This is a genomic window from Microbacterium pullorum (assembly GCF_014836535.1).
Taxonomy (GTDB): Bacteria; Actinomycetota; Actinomycetes; order Actinomycetales; family Microbacteriaceae; genus Microbacterium; species Microbacterium pullorum.
In genome coordinates, this window is record NZ_JACSQP010000005.1 from 350,126 (window position 1) to 364,174 (window position 14,049).

Annotated in this window: 14 protein-coding genes and 1 pseudogene; 4 read left to right on the forward strand and 11 right to left on the reverse strand. The window is 70.5% G+C overall.

Annotated features, from left to right (window positions below):
• Positions 1-4 precede the first annotated feature (4 nt).
• From H9651_RS10705 to H9651_RS10730, 6 genes are read right to left on the reverse strand one after another with little or no spacing between them, the layout of a single operon-like run.
• On the reverse strand, positions 5-1,231 hold the full coding sequence (locus tag H9651_RS10705; RefSeq protein ID WP_263598651.1) for an acetyl-CoA C-acetyltransferase: 1,227 nt from the start codon (positions 1,229-1,231) through the stop codon (positions 5-7).
• Complete coding sequence (locus H9651_RS10710) at positions 1,228-2,388, reverse strand: CaiB/BaiF CoA transferase family protein (RefSeq protein ID WP_191719285.1); 1,161 nt, start codon at positions 2,386-2,388, stop codon at positions 1,228-1,230. Before H9651_RS10710 ends, H9651_RS10705 begins: the two co-directional genes overlap by 4 nt.
• Positions 2,378-4,192 (reverse strand): AMP-dependent synthetase/ligase, encoded by a 1,815-nt coding sequence (locus H9651_RS10715; protein WP_191719286.1) that lies wholly within the window; start codon positions 4,190-4,192, stop codon positions 2,378-2,380. The genes H9651_RS10710 and H9651_RS10715 overlap by 11 nt, the downstream gene beginning before the upstream one ends.
• A gap of 30 nt (positions 4,193-4,222) precedes the next feature.
• Entirely contained in the window at positions 4,223-5,386 is a 1,164-nt protein-coding gene (locus H9651_RS10720) for an acyl-CoA dehydrogenase family protein (protein WP_191719287.1), read from the reverse strand.
• Positions 5,383-6,207 (reverse strand): alpha/beta fold hydrolase, encoded by an 825-nt coding sequence (locus H9651_RS10725; protein WP_318244843.1) that lies wholly within the window; start codon positions 6,205-6,207, stop codon positions 5,383-5,385. Before H9651_RS10725 ends, H9651_RS10720 begins: the two co-directional genes overlap by 4 nt.
• Positions 6,204-7,919, reverse strand: coding sequence for an FAD-dependent oxidoreductase (locus tag H9651_RS10730; protein WP_191719288.1), 1,716 nt, complete (start codon positions 7,917-7,919; stop codon positions 6,204-6,206). Before H9651_RS10730 ends, H9651_RS10725 begins: the two co-directional genes overlap by 4 nt.
• Positions 7,920-7,974: 55 nt before the next feature.
• On the opposite strand from H9651_RS10730, the gene H9651_RS10735 reads away from it, so the two are divergent.
• From H9651_RS10735 to H9651_RS10745, 3 genes are all read left to right on the forward strand, one after another.
• Positions 7,975-8,553 carry a TetR/AcrR family transcriptional regulator gene (locus tag H9651_RS10735; protein ID WP_191719289.1) on the forward strand — a complete coding sequence of 193 codons (579 nt, stop codon included), beginning with the start codon at positions 7,975-7,977 and terminating at the stop codon, positions 8,551-8,553.
• Entirely contained in the window at positions 8,553-9,974 is a 1,422-nt protein-coding gene (locus H9651_RS10740) for a flavin-containing monooxygenase (RefSeq protein WP_191719290.1), read from the forward strand. The genes H9651_RS10735 and H9651_RS10740 overlap by 1 nt, the downstream gene beginning before the upstream one ends.
• Positions 9,975-10,044: 70 nt before the next feature.
• On the forward strand, positions 10,045-10,482 hold the full coding sequence (locus tag H9651_RS10745) for a tautomerase family protein (protein ID WP_318244844.1): 438 nt from the start codon (positions 10,045-10,047) through the stop codon (positions 10,480-10,482).
• Between the two features lie 34 nt (positions 10,483-10,516).
• On the opposite strand, the gene H9651_RS10750 is transcribed toward H9651_RS10745, so the two are convergent.
• Positions 10,517-11,140, reverse strand: a complete 624-nt coding sequence (locus tag H9651_RS10750; protein WP_404803011.1) for an NAD(P)-dependent oxidoreductase — start codon at positions 11,138-11,140, stop codon at positions 10,517-10,519.
• Positions 11,022-11,594, reverse strand: a complete 573-nt coding sequence (locus tag H9651_RS15090; RefSeq protein ID WP_404803012.1) for a MarR family winged helix-turn-helix transcriptional regulator — start codon at positions 11,592-11,594, stop codon at positions 11,022-11,024. Before H9651_RS15090 ends, H9651_RS10750 begins: the two co-directional genes overlap by 119 nt.
• A 324-nt stretch (positions 11,595-11,918) precedes the next feature.
• Between H9651_RS15090 and H9651_RS10755 the strand changes: the two genes are divergently transcribed.
• On the forward strand, positions 11,919-12,269 hold the full coding sequence (locus H9651_RS10755; RefSeq protein ID WP_191719292.1) for an NmrA family NAD(P)-binding protein: 351 nt from the start codon (positions 11,919-11,921) through the stop codon (positions 12,267-12,269).
• A gap of 10 nt (positions 12,270-12,279) precedes the next feature.
• Here H9651_RS10755 and H9651_RS10760 read toward each other — a convergent pair.
• From H9651_RS10760 to H9651_RS10770, 3 genes and pseudogenes are all read right to left on the reverse strand, one after another.
• Positions 12,280-13,293 (reverse strand): annotated as a pseudogene (locus tag H9651_RS10760) (IS3 family transposase).
• 39 nt (positions 13,294-13,332) lie between these two features.
• Positions 13,333-13,623: a hypothetical protein gene (locus H9651_RS10765; protein WP_191719293.1), complete on the reverse strand. Its 291-nt coding sequence runs from the start codon at positions 13,621-13,623 to the stop codon at positions 13,333-13,335.
• Positions 13,624-13,627: 4 nt separating this feature from the next.
• Complete coding sequence (locus tag H9651_RS10770) at positions 13,628-13,897, reverse strand: helix-turn-helix transcriptional regulator (protein ID WP_225216612.1); 270 nt, start codon at positions 13,895-13,897, stop codon at positions 13,628-13,630.
• Between the last annotated feature and the right edge of the window lie 152 nt (positions 13,898-14,049).

Here is a 14,049-nt window from a genome sequence, read left to right on the forward strand (position 1 = left end):
CGGGTCAGACGCGTTCGACGATGGTGGCGATGCCCATGCCGCCGCCGATGCAGAGGGTGGCCAGGCCGTAGCGCCCACCGCGGCGCTCCAGCTCGTCCACGAGGGTGCCGAGGATCATGGCCCCGGTCGCGCCCAGGGGATGCCCCATCGCAATGGCGCCGCCGTTGACGTTGGTGCGGTCGGCGGGGAAGTCGCCGAGGTCGCGCATGAGCTTGAGGGCGACGGCGGCGAAGGCCTCGTTGATCTCGATCACGTCGATGTCGTCGATCGTGAGGCCGGCGCGCTCCAGCGCGATGCGGGAGGCGGGAGCGGGCCCGGTGAGCATGATGGTCGGCTCGGTGCTCACGACACCGACCGAGACGATCCGCGCGCGGGGGGTGAGTCCGTGGCGGGCACCCGCGGCCTCCGAGCCGACGAGCACGAGGGCGGCGCCGTCGACGATCCCCGAGGAGTTGCCGGCGTGGTGCACATGGTCGATCCGGGCGACGTGGGGGTACTTCTCCAGCGCCACCGCGTCGAACCCCGCCGTGCGGCCGAGCTGCGCGAACGACGGCGCGAGGGCGGCGAGCGACTGCACCGTCGTCCCCGGTCGGATCGTCTCGTCGCGGTCGAGGATCGTGAGCCCGTTGCGATCGCGCACCGGCACGATCGAGCGACCGAAGCGGCCCTCGGCCCACGCGCGCTCGGCGCGGGCGTGGGATTCGGCGGCGAAGGCGTCGACGTCCTCGCGCGTGTAGCCCTCGATCGTGGCGATCAGGTCGGCGCTGATGCCCTGCGGCACGAAGTCGGCGGCGAACGCCGTTTCGGGGTCCATCGCCCAGGGCCCGCCGTCACTGCCCATCGGCACCCGGCTCATCGACTCGACGCCGCCCGCCACGATGAGGTCTTCCCAGCCCGACCGCACGCGCGCCGCCGCCTGGTTCACCGCCTCCAGACCCGACCCGCAGAACCGGTTCAGCTGCACGCCGGGCACCGAGTCGGGCCAGCCGGCGGCGAGCGCGGCGGTCTTGGCGATGTCGGCGCCCTGCTCGCCGATCGGTGTGACGCACCCGAGCACCACGTCGTCGACGCCGCTCGGGTCAAGGCCCGGGTTACGCTCCCCCAGCGCATCGAGCAGGCCGGTGACGAGGCTGACCGGCTTCACCTCGTACAGCGCGCCGCTCGCCTTGCCGCGCCCTCGCGGGGTGCGGATCGCGTCGTAGATGAACGCCTCGCTCATCGGGTCGGTCATCGGGTCTCCTGTCGTTCGGTCTCGGGGGCGCTCGGCGCGGCCGCCGCGGTCCCCGTCCAGTCTGCGAGCACATCGTCCACGCGGTCCCACTCTGCGCGCGGTGGGCGCACGGCCGGCGGCGGCGTGCGCGAGAACCGCGGTGCCGGTGCCGCCTGAACGACCTCGTCCACCTCGATCAGCGTGTCACGCGCGGTGAGATGCGGATGCCGCGCCGCCTCGGCGAACGACAGCACCGGTGTCACACAGGCATCCGTTCCGTCGAACTCGCGCGCCCACTCGTCGCGCGTGCGCTCCGCGAACGCGGCCGCCAGGCGGGCGCGCAGCGCCGACCATCCCCGGGGGTCGTACTGCTCGGCAGCCACGGCATCCGCGTCGTCCCAGCCGAGACCGTGCACCAGCCGACGGAAGAACTCCGGCTCGAGAGCGCCGACCGCGACGAAGCCGCCGTCGGCGCACGCGTAGGTGTCGTAGAACGGCGCTCCCCCGTCGAGCAGGTTCGCGCCCGCCTGGTCGCTCCACTGGCCGGTGCCGCGCAGCGCCCAGATCAGCTGAAGCAGCGACGCGACCCCGTCGACCATCGCCGCGTCGATCACCTGGCCGCGTCCGGAACGGGCCCGTTCGACGAGCGCGGACAGCACTCCGACCGCGAAATAGAGCGACCCGCCGCCGAAGTCGGCGACGAGGTTGAGCGGGGCGGTGGGGCGCGCTCCGTCTCGACCGAACGCGGCGAGCGCCCCGGTCAGCGCGAGGTAGTTGATGTCATGCCCCGCAGTCGCCGACAGCGGCCCGTCCTGCCCCCATCCCGTGATGCGGCCGTAGACGAGACGGGGGTTGCGTTCCAGGGACTCGGCCGCACCGATGCCCATGCGCTCGGCGGCGCCGGGGCGGAAGCCGTCGATCAGCACATCGGCGCGATCCACCAGCGCGACCAGCGACTGCCGTCCGGCGTCGGTCTTGACATCCAGCGCGATGCGGCGCCGGCCACGCAGCATCTGGTCTCGCTGGTCGCCTCGACCCACGCGCAGCGCGGCGTCGGGCCGTTCGACCCGCACGACGTCCGCACCCAGATCTGCGAGCAGCATCGCCGCGTGCGGCCCGGGACCGATGGCCCCGAGCTCGACGACGCGGATGCCCGCGAGAGGACCTTCACCCGGCATACATCGCCCCGATCCGTTCGCGCTGGCCCTGCTCCACCAGTCCGCGCTTGACCTTCATCGACGGGGTCAGCTCGCCCGATTCGATCGAGAGGTCCGCGTCGAGGATCGTCCAGCGCTTGACCGTCTCCCAGGGGTTCAGGCGCCCGTTGAGCTGGTCGATGTAGCCCGCGACCAGCTGCTGCACCTCCGGCGAGGACACCTGCGCGGAATAGCCCGCTGCGGCGACGCCGTTCTCCGCGCACCACGCCGCGATCGCGTCGGGGTCGAGCGTGACCAGCGCCACGCAGTACGGTCGCTCGTCGCCGAACACCAGGAACTGGCTGACGTACGGGCACAGCGCTTTGAAGGCCGCCTCGACGGCCCCCGGCACGACGATCTTGCCGCCGGAGGTCTTGATGAGGTCCTTCAGGCGCCCCGTGATGGTGAGGAAGCCGTCGGCGTCGAGCGTTCCCTGGTCGCCGGTGCGGAGCCAACCGTCCGGGGTGAACGCGTCCGCGGTCTCGGTCTCGAGGTTGTTGTAGCCCGACATGATGTGCGGCCCCCGCAGCTGGATCTCGCCGTCGGGGGCGATACGCACGTCAGACCCGGGGAGCGCGCGCCCGACCGTGCCGAACTTGTTGTCGATCGGCCGGCCGCAGAACGCCCCCGCGGTGGTCTCGGTCAGCCCGTAGCCCTCGATGATGAGGATGCCCGCCGAGTGGAACCACTCCGCGATCTCGCGGTTGAGCGGCGCCGATCCCGAGATGAAGAAGCGCACGCGCCCGCCGAAGCGCTCGCGCACCTTGGCGAAGACGAGCCGGTCGAACAGTCGGTGGCGCAGCGCCAGGCCGGCGCCGATGCGCTCCCCTGCGGCCTTGCGCCGTTCGTATTCGGCGCCGACGGCGAACGCGGTGCGGAAGATCTTCTCCTTGAGCCCGCCTTCCGCCTCCTGGGTGGAGACGATCTTGCCGTAGGCCTTCTCGAAGATGCGCGGCGCCGCACCCATGAAGGTCGGCTTGATCACGGCGAGGTTGTCGATGATCTTGTCCACGCGGCCGTCGATGGCCGTCGCGTAGCCCACGGCGAGCTGTGCCGAGAGGATCACCTTGCCGAACGAATGCGACATCGGCAGCCAGAGGAAGTTGACGTCGTCGGTGCGCAGGAATCCGAGCGCCTTCAGCGCCTCACCCTCGTATACCCAGCACAGCTGGGTGAGCCGCACGCCCTTGGGCCGGCCCGTGGTGCCCGACGTGTAGATCAGGGTCGCGAGATCGCCCTGTCCGATGGCGTCGGTCGCGCGGTTCACCGCCTCGGGGTCTGCGGCCAGCAGCTCGCGCCCGCGCCGGCGCACGTCGTCGAGCGACAGGGCGCCGGGTGCGGCATCCATCGCGATGATCGTCTCCAGCGCCGGCAGGTCACCGCGGTGCGACATGATCTTGGCGAGCTGGTCGGCGTCTTCGACGATCGCGAACCGACAGCCGGCGTCAGCGAGGATGTAGGCGGCGTCCTCCGCCGCCGTCGTCGGGTACACCGTCGTGGTCGCCCCGCCGGCGCACATCACTGCGAGGTCAGCGAGGATCCATTCGTAGCGCGTGTTCGCGACGATCGCGACGCGATCCTCTCTGCGCAGTCTGAGGGCGAGCAGCCCCGCCGCGACTTCGGCGACCTCCGCCGCGGCCTCGCTCCAGGTCACCGAGACCCAGTCCGCCCCTCGCAGGAACCGATAGGCCTCGCGATCCGGGGTCTTCGCCACGCGTCGCCGCAGCATCACCCCCAATGACGGTGCGAGGTCCTGCAGAAAGCTGGTGTCGATCGTCGCGGCCATGTCACTCCCTTGTGCTTGGCGGATTTCGGGTTACTGCGGGGTGTAGCGGGCCGCCTGTTCGCGGCCGATGATCTCCTTCATGATCTCGGTGGTGCCACCGTAGATGGTCTGGATGCGGGCATCTCGATATGCCCGGGCGATGGGGTATTCCAGCATGTAGCCGGCGCCTCCGAACAGCTGCAGGCAGCGCGTGGTCACCCGAACCTGCAGTTCGCTCGCCCACCATTTGGCCTTGGACGCCTCCACCGCGGTGAGCTCGCCGTCGTTGAGGGCCAGCGCCGCCCTCTCGACGTACGCCCGGGTGATGTCGGTCTCGGTCTCGAGCTCGGCGAGCACGAATCGGGTGTTCTGGAAGTCGCCGATCCGCTGGCCGAACGCGGTGCGGTCGTAGACGTAGTCCAGCGTCCAGCCGATGGCCGCCTCGGATGCCGCGACAGCGGCGGCCGCGATCGACAGCCGCTCCCGCGGCAGCCGCTCCATGAGGTAGCGCATCCCCCCGCCCACTCGGCCGAGCAGACGGTCCTCGCCGACCCGCACGTCCTGAAAGAACAGTTCGGCGGTGTCCTGCCCCGACAGGCCGATCTTGTCGAGCTGGCGCCCGCGGGTGAATCCTGCATCGGCGGCCTCGACCACGAACAGGCTGAACCCGCGCGAGCCCGCCTGCGGGTCGGTCTTGGCCACCACGATCACGAGGTCGGCGTGGATGCCGCTCGTGATGAAAGTCTTGGACCCGTTGAGCACCCACTCGTCGCCGTCGCGCACGGCGGTGGTGCGGATGCCCTGCAGGTCGCTGCCGGTGCCGGGCTCCGTCATCGCGATCGCACCGATGAGGCTGCCGTCGGCCATCCCGGGCAGCCACCGGCGCTTCTGCTCATCGGTGGCGAGATCGAGCAGGTACGGGATGACGATGTCGTCCTGCAGTCCGATCCCGACGCCGAACGAGGTGACCCCCGCACGGGCGATCTCCTCACCGAACACGAAGCGGTAGCGGTAGTCCGGTTCGCCGCCGCCGCCGAACTCCTCGGGAACGCCGAGTCCCAGCATCCCGTTCGCGCCCGCGCTCAGCCAGACCGCGCGGTCGATGATGCGCGCGTCCTCCCAGGCCGCGTAGTGGGGCTCGACCTCACGGCGCAGGAACTCGCGCACGCTCTGCCGGTAGGCCTCGTGGTCTTCGGTGTAGAACGTGCTCTTCATGGACGATCCTGTCGATGGGGCGAAAGCGGATGCCGGTCGGTGATGACCGCGACGCAGCGGGCGGGAGAATCAGAGAAGGGAAGGTGCCCGCAGCCGCCGAGCAGCACGTGCGTCGCCTGGGGTCGCAGCTGCCGGGCCCGCCGGGACTGGCGCTGCGCGGGCAGCACCAGGTCACGACGCCCCCACACGATGGTCGTGGGCACCTCGTCGCCGCCGCGGATCGCACGCTGGCTGCGCAGCGCCCGGCGCACCGGACCGAATCCTTCACCGACGGCGAGCGCGTGCAGGTCCTCGATCGCCGCGGGCGCCGTCACCCGGCTCGGGCGCCCGAAGAGTGGGAACAGCAGCAGTCGACGGCCGGTGCGCGTGCGCAGCGCCGCGCCCAGCGGCCGCGGAAGCCGGCGGGCGGCCGTGCGCAGCACGGTGAGCAACCCCAAACACCACGCGCGCTCCCGGGGATTCCAGAACCCGATCGGCGCGAACGCGGTGACCCGCCCGGCGACGCCACGGCGGGCGAGCTCGAGGGCGATCCCGCCGCCCAGCGAACTGCCGACCACGTGCGGCGCCGTCACGCCGCGGGCGTCGAGCTCGGCGGTGACCCAGTCGGCGAGGGCGTCCACACCGGGACGCAGCGCGGGGTCGGCAGGCCGCGCGCCGAAGCCGGGCAGATCGAGGGCGTGCACCCGGTGCTCCTGAGCCAGCTCGTCGAGGATCGGTGCGAACACCTGCCAGCGGCTGCCGAGACCGTGCAGCAGCACGATGTCGGGCCCGGTGCCGGCGACGTGCGCGGCCGGGTCCGTCGGGGCAGGGGGGATGGTCACGGGCGAGGCGCCTTCCGTGTCGGCGCCGCGCGGCGCACCGCGGGCATCGGCAGCCGCAGCGCGCCGGGTGCCGACGCCGGCACGACCGGATGCCGCGGGGCGACGGCATCGACGCGCTGATAGGTCGCCCCCATCGGCGGCCGCGTGTCGGCATCCCCCTTGTTCGGCCAGAACGACATCGCCCGCTCGGCCTGCGCCGTGATGGTCAGCGAGGGATTCACGCCGAGGTTGGCAGACACCGCCGATCCGTCGGCGATGTGCAGGCCGTCGTAGCCGAAGACGCGCTGATACGGATCGATGACCCCCTCCGTGATGGAGGTGCCGATGACGCAGCCGCCGATGAAGTGGGCGGTCATCGGGATGCCGATGAGATCCGCCGACGACCCGCCGGCGAGCCCGTCGATGCGCTGCGCGAGGTCGCGTGCCACGCGATGGGCGGTGGGGATCCACTCCGGGTTGGGGTCTCCCCTCCCCTGTCGCGTGGTGAGGCGGCGCCCGAGCATGCCGCGGCGCAGCGACGTGGTGAGCGAATTGTCCAGAGACTGCATGACGAGCACGATGAGCGACTGCTCGGCCCAGCGCGGCACCCCGTGCATGCGCCCGGCGGCCCGCCATCCCAGCCGGCGATAGGTGCGCAGCGCCGCGCGCCAGCGCGGGAGTCCCGGGATCGGATCGACGAGGTGCGCGTTCAGCAGGGCGAGCAGGCTCGACCCGCGGCCGTAGCGCACGGGCTCGACGTGGGTCTGCGGGTCGGGGTGGAACGACGAGGTGATGGCGGTGCCGTGGGTCATATCGGCATCGGGGGCGGTCGTCCGCGCCGACAGCACCGCCTCGGAGTTGGTGCGGCTGAGCTCGCCCAATCGCGCGGACAGGCGCGGGAGCGACCGCTCCTTGAGGCGGTGCAGCAGGCGCTGGGTGTTGAGGGCATTGCAGGCGAACACGACATGCGAGGCGGTGAAGTCCCGCCGGCGCAGCGGGTTGCCCGTGACGTGGGCGCGCACCCGGTAGCGGCCGGCGGCGATGGGCCGCACATCGGTGACCGTGGTCATGGCGTGCACCGTGGCCCCCGCGCGCTGGGCCAACGGCAGGTAGTTCTTGGTCGTGGTGTTCTTCGCGCCCACGCGGCATCCGGTCATGCAGGCGCCGCACTCGGTGCAGCCCGTGCGCGCGGGGCCCACCCCGCCGAAGTAGGGATCCGGGGTCTCGACACCCGGGCCGTCGCCGAAGTAGACGCCGATCTGGGCGGCGTGGAGAGTCTCGCTCACGCCGTACTCGGCTGCGACGGTGCGCATCAGGTCGTCGGCGAGCGTGGTGTCGCGCGCGGCGGTGACCCCCAGCATCCGCTTGGCCTGGTCGTAGTGCACCGCCAGCTCGTCCTTCCAATCGGTGATGTGACCCCACTGCGGGTCGCGATAGAAGTCGTCGAGCGGCTCGTAGAGGGTGTTGGCGTACACCAGCGAGCCCCCGCCGACGCCGGTGCCGCTGACCACGAGAACGTTGCGCAGCAGGGTCATGCGCATGATGCCGAAGCAGCGCGCGGCGGGCAGCCACAGGTAGCGGCGCAGTCGCCACGACGTCTGCGGCAGCTCGTCGTCGCGGAACCACCGCCCCGCCTCGATCACGCCGACGCGGTAGCCCTTCTCGCTCAGACGCAGGGCTGCGACGCTCCCGCCGAAGCCGGAGCCGATCACCACGACGTCGTAGTCGTTCACGCGGCCACCGTAGCCAACTATTGACAGTTTGCCAATAGGCCCGGAGACTGACCCCGTGCACGAGACGTCGAGGACGCGGCTGAGCCCCGACGCCCGGCGCCAGCAGATCCTCGACGCTGCCGGCCAGCTCTACCGCGGGCGCCGCTACGACGATGTCTCGATGGAGGAGCTCGCCGCCGCCGCGGGAGTCGCCCGCGGGCTGCTGCACCACTACTTCGGATCAAAGCGTGACCTCTTCCTCGCGGTCATGACGCAGTCCGTGCGCCTTCCCCTCGACGAGCTGCCCGACCTCGACGGCCGCCCCGTCGAGCAGCGCGCACGGCTGACGATGACGTGGATCCTCGACGGTGCGCGCACGTACGGTCAGAGCTGGGTCAACGCCGCCGGCGCCGAGGGGCTGCAGGACGGCGGCGACGTGCAGGCCGTCGTCGACCGGGCCGACGACCGGGCCGCCCGCTTCGTGCTCGACGCACTCGGCCTGCCCGATGACGAGGCCCTGCGTGCACGCCTGCGACCGACCGCCGCGTTCGTCAAGGCGCTGTGCCGGGAGTGGATGCAGCGCGAGACGCTGACGCGGGACGACGTGCTCGAGCTCAGCACCGCCGCCGTGCTGCGCGCCGTGCGGGTGGACTGATGCCGCGCATCGGGATCATCGGGTCGGGCTTCGGGGCGATCGCCGTCGCGACCGAGTTCCTGCAGCACGGCTACGGCGACGTGCGCCTGTGGGAGAAGGCCGACAGTCTCGGCGGCGTGTGGCGCGACAACGTCTATCCCGGCGCCGCGTGCGACGTGCCCTCCCCCTTCTACTCGTTCTCCTTCGCCCCCTGGCCCTCGTGGCCGCGGCGCTATGCCGAGCAGCCGGCCATCCTGCGCTACCTGCGGGCCGTCGCCGAGCGGGAGGGTGTCACGGCACGCACGCGCTTCGGCGCAGGCGTCGTGGCCGCCGCGTGGAACGGCGCCTGCTGGCTGGTCACCCTCGAGGACGGCACGACAGACGAGGTCGACCTGCTCGTGAGCGCCGTGGGGCAGCTCTCCACGCCGACCGTCCCCAGCCTCCCCGGCGCCGAGAGCTTCGCCGGACCCGCCTTCCACACCGCGCGCTGGCCGCAGGACCTCGACGTGCGCGGCCTGCGCGTCGCCGTGATCGGCGCGGCGGCGACCGCGGTGCAGGCCGTGCCCGCCCTGGCACCGGTGGCCGAGCGGGTGATCCTGTTCCAGCGCACCCCCAGCTACATCTGGCCCAAGCCCGACGCCGTTTATCCGCGGTGGTACCGCCGCATCGCCGCCGTCATCGAGCGGCCGTTCTTCCGCGGGCTCGGCGAGCTGTTCTCCCGGCAGCTGGATCCCGACTCGATCGCGGCACGGATCGGCGCCGCCGTGACCCGCGCGCACCTGCGCCTGCGCGTGCGCGATCCGGCGCTCCGCCGCGCGCTCACCCCGGACTACCCGATCGGATGCCGCCGCATCCTGTTCAGCAACAACTTCTACCCGGCGCTGTGCCGGGACGACGTGGACCTCGTCACCGCCGGCATCCAACGCATCGAGCCCGGCGCGGTCGTCACCGCCGACGGCCGCTCGCACCCCGCGGACGTGCTCGTGTGCGCCACCGGATTCGACGCGCAGTCCTTCCTGCGTGGCATCCGCATCACCGGGCCGGGCGGAAAGGACCTGCACGAGCATTGGAGCGCGGGGGCGCGGGCCCACCTCGGCATCTACGTGCCCGGGTTTCCCAACCTGCTGCTCTCGTACGGACCCAACACCAATCTGGGCGGGAGCTCGATCATCCGCATGCTCGAGGCCGAGGCGCGCCACATGCGTCTCGCGGTCGATCGGATGGTCTCCTCGGGTGCGCGCACGCTTGAGGCGACCCCCGCGGCCGAGCAGGCATGGGATGACGAGGTGCAGACCCGGCTGGCAGGCACCGCGTGGGTGAGCTGCGACAGCTGGTACCGGCATCCGGTCACCGGCCGCATCACGTCGAACTGGCCCGGCGGGACGAACAGGTACGTCGCCCGGGTGCGCGACCTCGTCGAGGACGAGTTCGTCTGGCGGTGACACCCCCGGCGGGCCGCGATCGACCACGTGTGGTGCCCGCTCGGGAAGTGCGGCAGCGTCGACCTCGCCTGTGGCCGCCGTCGACAGCCGGCACTCGCTGCCGGACAATGGCGGGATGCCTGCCGTCCTGATCGAAGTCCGCCGTCATTACACCCTGGATGAGCAAGCCGACATCATGGCGGCTGTTCACCGGGCACTCGTTGCCGCTTTCCGAATCCCCGAGGAGGATCGGAACATCCGGCTCATCCTTCACGAGCCGCATCGATTCTCGGTTTCCGCTGACCTCTCGCATCCCGAGTATCGGACGATCGTCACGATCGATTGCTTCGCGGGCCGATCAGCGGAGGCGAAGCGGCGCCTCTACGCGGGGATCGCCGACGGGCTCGAGGGCCTCGGCATCCCCCGCGATCACGTGTCGACGATCCTGCACGAAATCGCGCTGGAGAACTGGGGGGTGAGCGGACACGCAGCGAGCGACGTCGACCTCGGATTCACCGTAGAAGTGTGAACCGAGGCCCGTCCGCGCGCACGATGGGTGCAGCTCACTTGTCGGCGACGAAGGGCGCCTGCCGGGGGTAGGCGGTGGCGTTCTCGGTGGCGTCGGCGAGGAACCGGGCGAGGCTTGCACGGGTGAGACTGGTGCGGCGACCGGAGCGGTGCGGGTCGTGCTCGACCGGCCCGGCGGGTCCGTCGACGAGGCGGGGCACGCGGACGAGGGTCCATTCGAGCGGGCTGGTTTCCCAGGCGGCGTGTTCGAGGATCTTGTCCTGTGCGAGTTCGCCGCCGAGCCGGTTGAGCAGCCAGGAGATGATCTTGTCGCGACCGCGTTTGCGGTCGCCCGGCAGGTCGAGGCCCGCGACACTGATCCCGACGTAGCGGGACACGCCCGCGGTGCTCATGGCGGGGATCAGGATGCCGGCGGTGTCGCGCAGCAGCGTGGTGTCCTTACCGACCGGACCGAGCGCGGAGACGACGACGTCGGCTCCGGCGACCGCGCGGGCGACAGCGTCCCGATCCCGGGTGTCGCCGGCCACGAGCGTGACCTGGTCAGAGGCGGCCGCCGCTTTCGCGGGATCCCGCCCCAGCAGTGTCAGGGCATGGCCGCGGCTGAGCAGCTCGTCGACGAGCAGTCGACCGGTGCGGCCGGTGCCGCCGAGGACGGTGATGTTCATCATTCTCCTTGGTGGGGGTTTCTCGCGCGCGGGGGCCGGGTCGGACCGACGGGCGGGTGGGACTGGACGGATGCCGCAAACCGACCGAGCAGCACCTCGAACGCATCGACCCGGCCTCGGCCCATCCATCGAGGAGCGAGGCGAGGTAGCGCGCCCGGAATGCGGCGGCCTCGGCACGCAGCGCGGTTCCCGCGGGCGTGAGGGTGAGCGTGAGGCGGCGCGGGCCATCCACGGCAGGCGCCTTGCTGACGTACCCGCTGGTGACGGCCTTGTCACAGAGTCGGCTGGCGGTCGCCGGCGCGACACCGAGCTGTGCAGCCACGTCCGCCACAGACAACCCACCCGACGCCCCGATCGCATGGACGACCAGCACGGTGGACAGATCCACCCCCGGCTCGGATCCGTGCGCAGCACGCCCCGACGTGGTCGGGGCCCACAGCCTGCGCATCCCCAGCAGGGCAGCGTCGATGGCCGCCAACGCGTCTGGGCGCCGGCGTGCGGGACGACGAGGCAGCGCCGGCCGTCGCACCCGGTGCCGAAGCGCGCGTGTTCGATTTCGCGTGGGATCCGGACGCCCTTCGGGCGGCGCTGGATGGATGCGACCGGCTCTTCCTGATGCGGCCACCACCGATCGCGGACGTGCGGCGCCACCTGTTCCCGCTCATCGATGTGGCGATGGAGCTCGGCATCCGTCAGAACGTCTTCCTGTCGCTGCAGGGCGTGCAGCAGAACAAGGCAACCCCGCACCACGCCGTGGAGGAGTACCTCCCAGGTGAAGGCGCCCTACACGTTCCTGCGACCGAACTTCTTCATGCAGAACCTGTCGACCACCTACCGGGACGACATCCGCTACCGCGACGAGATTTATGTACCCGCCGGTCACGCGTTCACCGCGTTCATCGACGCGCGCGACATCGGCGCCGTGGCCGCCGCCGTCTTCCGCGATCCTGACCGCCACGTGGGCAAGGCCTACACGCTCAGCGGCGAGCAGACCCTCACCTACCGCAGCGTCGCCCGCATACTGACAAGAGTGCTCGGCCGCACGATCCGATATCCGCGTCCCAGTGAAGCCGACTACCTCGACCGCCTCCGAGGCGAAGGGGACTGCTGCACGGATAGGTGACAGTTCCTAGTCACGCCGCCAGTGCGACGGTCGTGTTCATGATGGTCTCGAACTCGATGGGCGTCAAACGTCCCAGGCGTCGCTGCCGTCGCCGTCGGTGGTAGGTCCGCTCGATCCAGGTCACCATCGCGATCCGCAGTTGCTGCCGGGTGGTCCAGGTGCGACGGTCGAGGACGTTCTTCTGCAGCAGGGCGAAAAAGCTCTCCATAGCGGCGTTGTCCCCGCTGGACCCGACTCGGCCCATCGATCCGACCATGCGGTGACGGGTCAGAGCGCGCAGGAACTTCCTGCTTCGAAATTGGCTACCTCTGTCGCTGTGAATCACGCAGCCGGCGACGTCGCCACGCATCGCGACAGCATTCTCGAGCGCCTGGACGGCCAACCGGGACTTCATTCTCGAGTCGATCGAATAGCCCACGATGCGGCCGGAGAACACGTCCTTGATCGCGCAGAGATAGAGCTTCCCTTCACTCGTTTTGTGCTCCGTGATATCGGTCAGCCATCGCCTCACCCACGTCGCGGGCCTCGTCGGCGAGCAGCCGATGCCCGAACTCGGGATCGTCCTTGTGCGCGTCGAAGAGCGCGTTCGCGCGATATGCCTCCACCACCTCGCTGGGCGTGATGGCGGCCGCCAGCCACCGGTAGTAGGGCTGACGGGCGAGCTTCAAAACCCGGCACGTCACCGACACGGGAATCCCCGAGGCGGCGAGCTCAGTCACGAGCGGGTAGAACCTTTTCCCGGCAGGTTCGCCTGCGACAGATACGCCGCCGCGCGCCGGAGGACTTCGTTCTCCTGCTCCAGAAGCCGGATCCGCTTCCGCGCATCGCGCAACTCGGCGCCCTCCGTCCGGGACTGGCCGGGCTTGGCGCCCTCCTCGATATCGGCGCGACGCATCCACTTCTGCAACGTCATCGGGTGGACGCCGAAGTCTTTCGCGATCTGCTCGATCGTCACTCCGGGCTCCCGGTTCCTCGCGACGCGCACGACGTCGTCACGGAACTCACTCGGGTAGGGCTTGGGCACAGCAACATCCTTCCAGGCCCACCACTCGGGCAAGCCAGATCAGATGCCACCTATTCGTGCAGCAGTCCCGTCCTCGAGCCAGTAGTCGACAAGAGCGGAGAACGGGCTGTCGGGTGTAAGCGACGACGAAGCCGGCTGGAAGAGGTCTCGCGTCGAGAGCTTCACCTTCAGCGCGCGCTCCGCAAGAACCTTCGTGTCTGCCGTGACCTGCACGAGCCTGGTCCTGCCGTCCCAATCCCTGAAGCGCGCCCTGGCCATGATGCGACCGTGCGCGGCGGGGAGGAACCCGATGTCGCCGAAGGTGCCGATCGCAAGGCGCTGCCGGCTCATCGTGTCACCGCGGATCGGTCGACAGGCGAGATCCGGACTCCTTGTGCGCGTCCACCCAAGCCCGCACATCCGCGGCGGCGAACGTCAGGTGCTTGCCGTAGTGGTGCGCGGGAGGCGCCTGCCCCTTCATCCGCCACTCGTAGATCGTCGACACCGGAACCCGGAGATACGCCGCGAGCTCGTTGACATTGAGGAGTCTCTCCAAGCCCCAGAGCTCGAGCGTCAGGCTGTCCACGGCGTCCATACCGAAGAGGTGCGCACCCTGACGCCCCATCACTCGGAGGCAATCGGAGCGGAGTCCAGCCAGTCGAGGCACCCCGCCGCGATACGGCGTGGGAGAAGTCAAAGTGGCTCATCGCATTTGAGCGTGTAGTGCTGGTCTGAACCCGCCGGCTTCGAGCAGGGATCTGGCGATGTAGTTGGCGA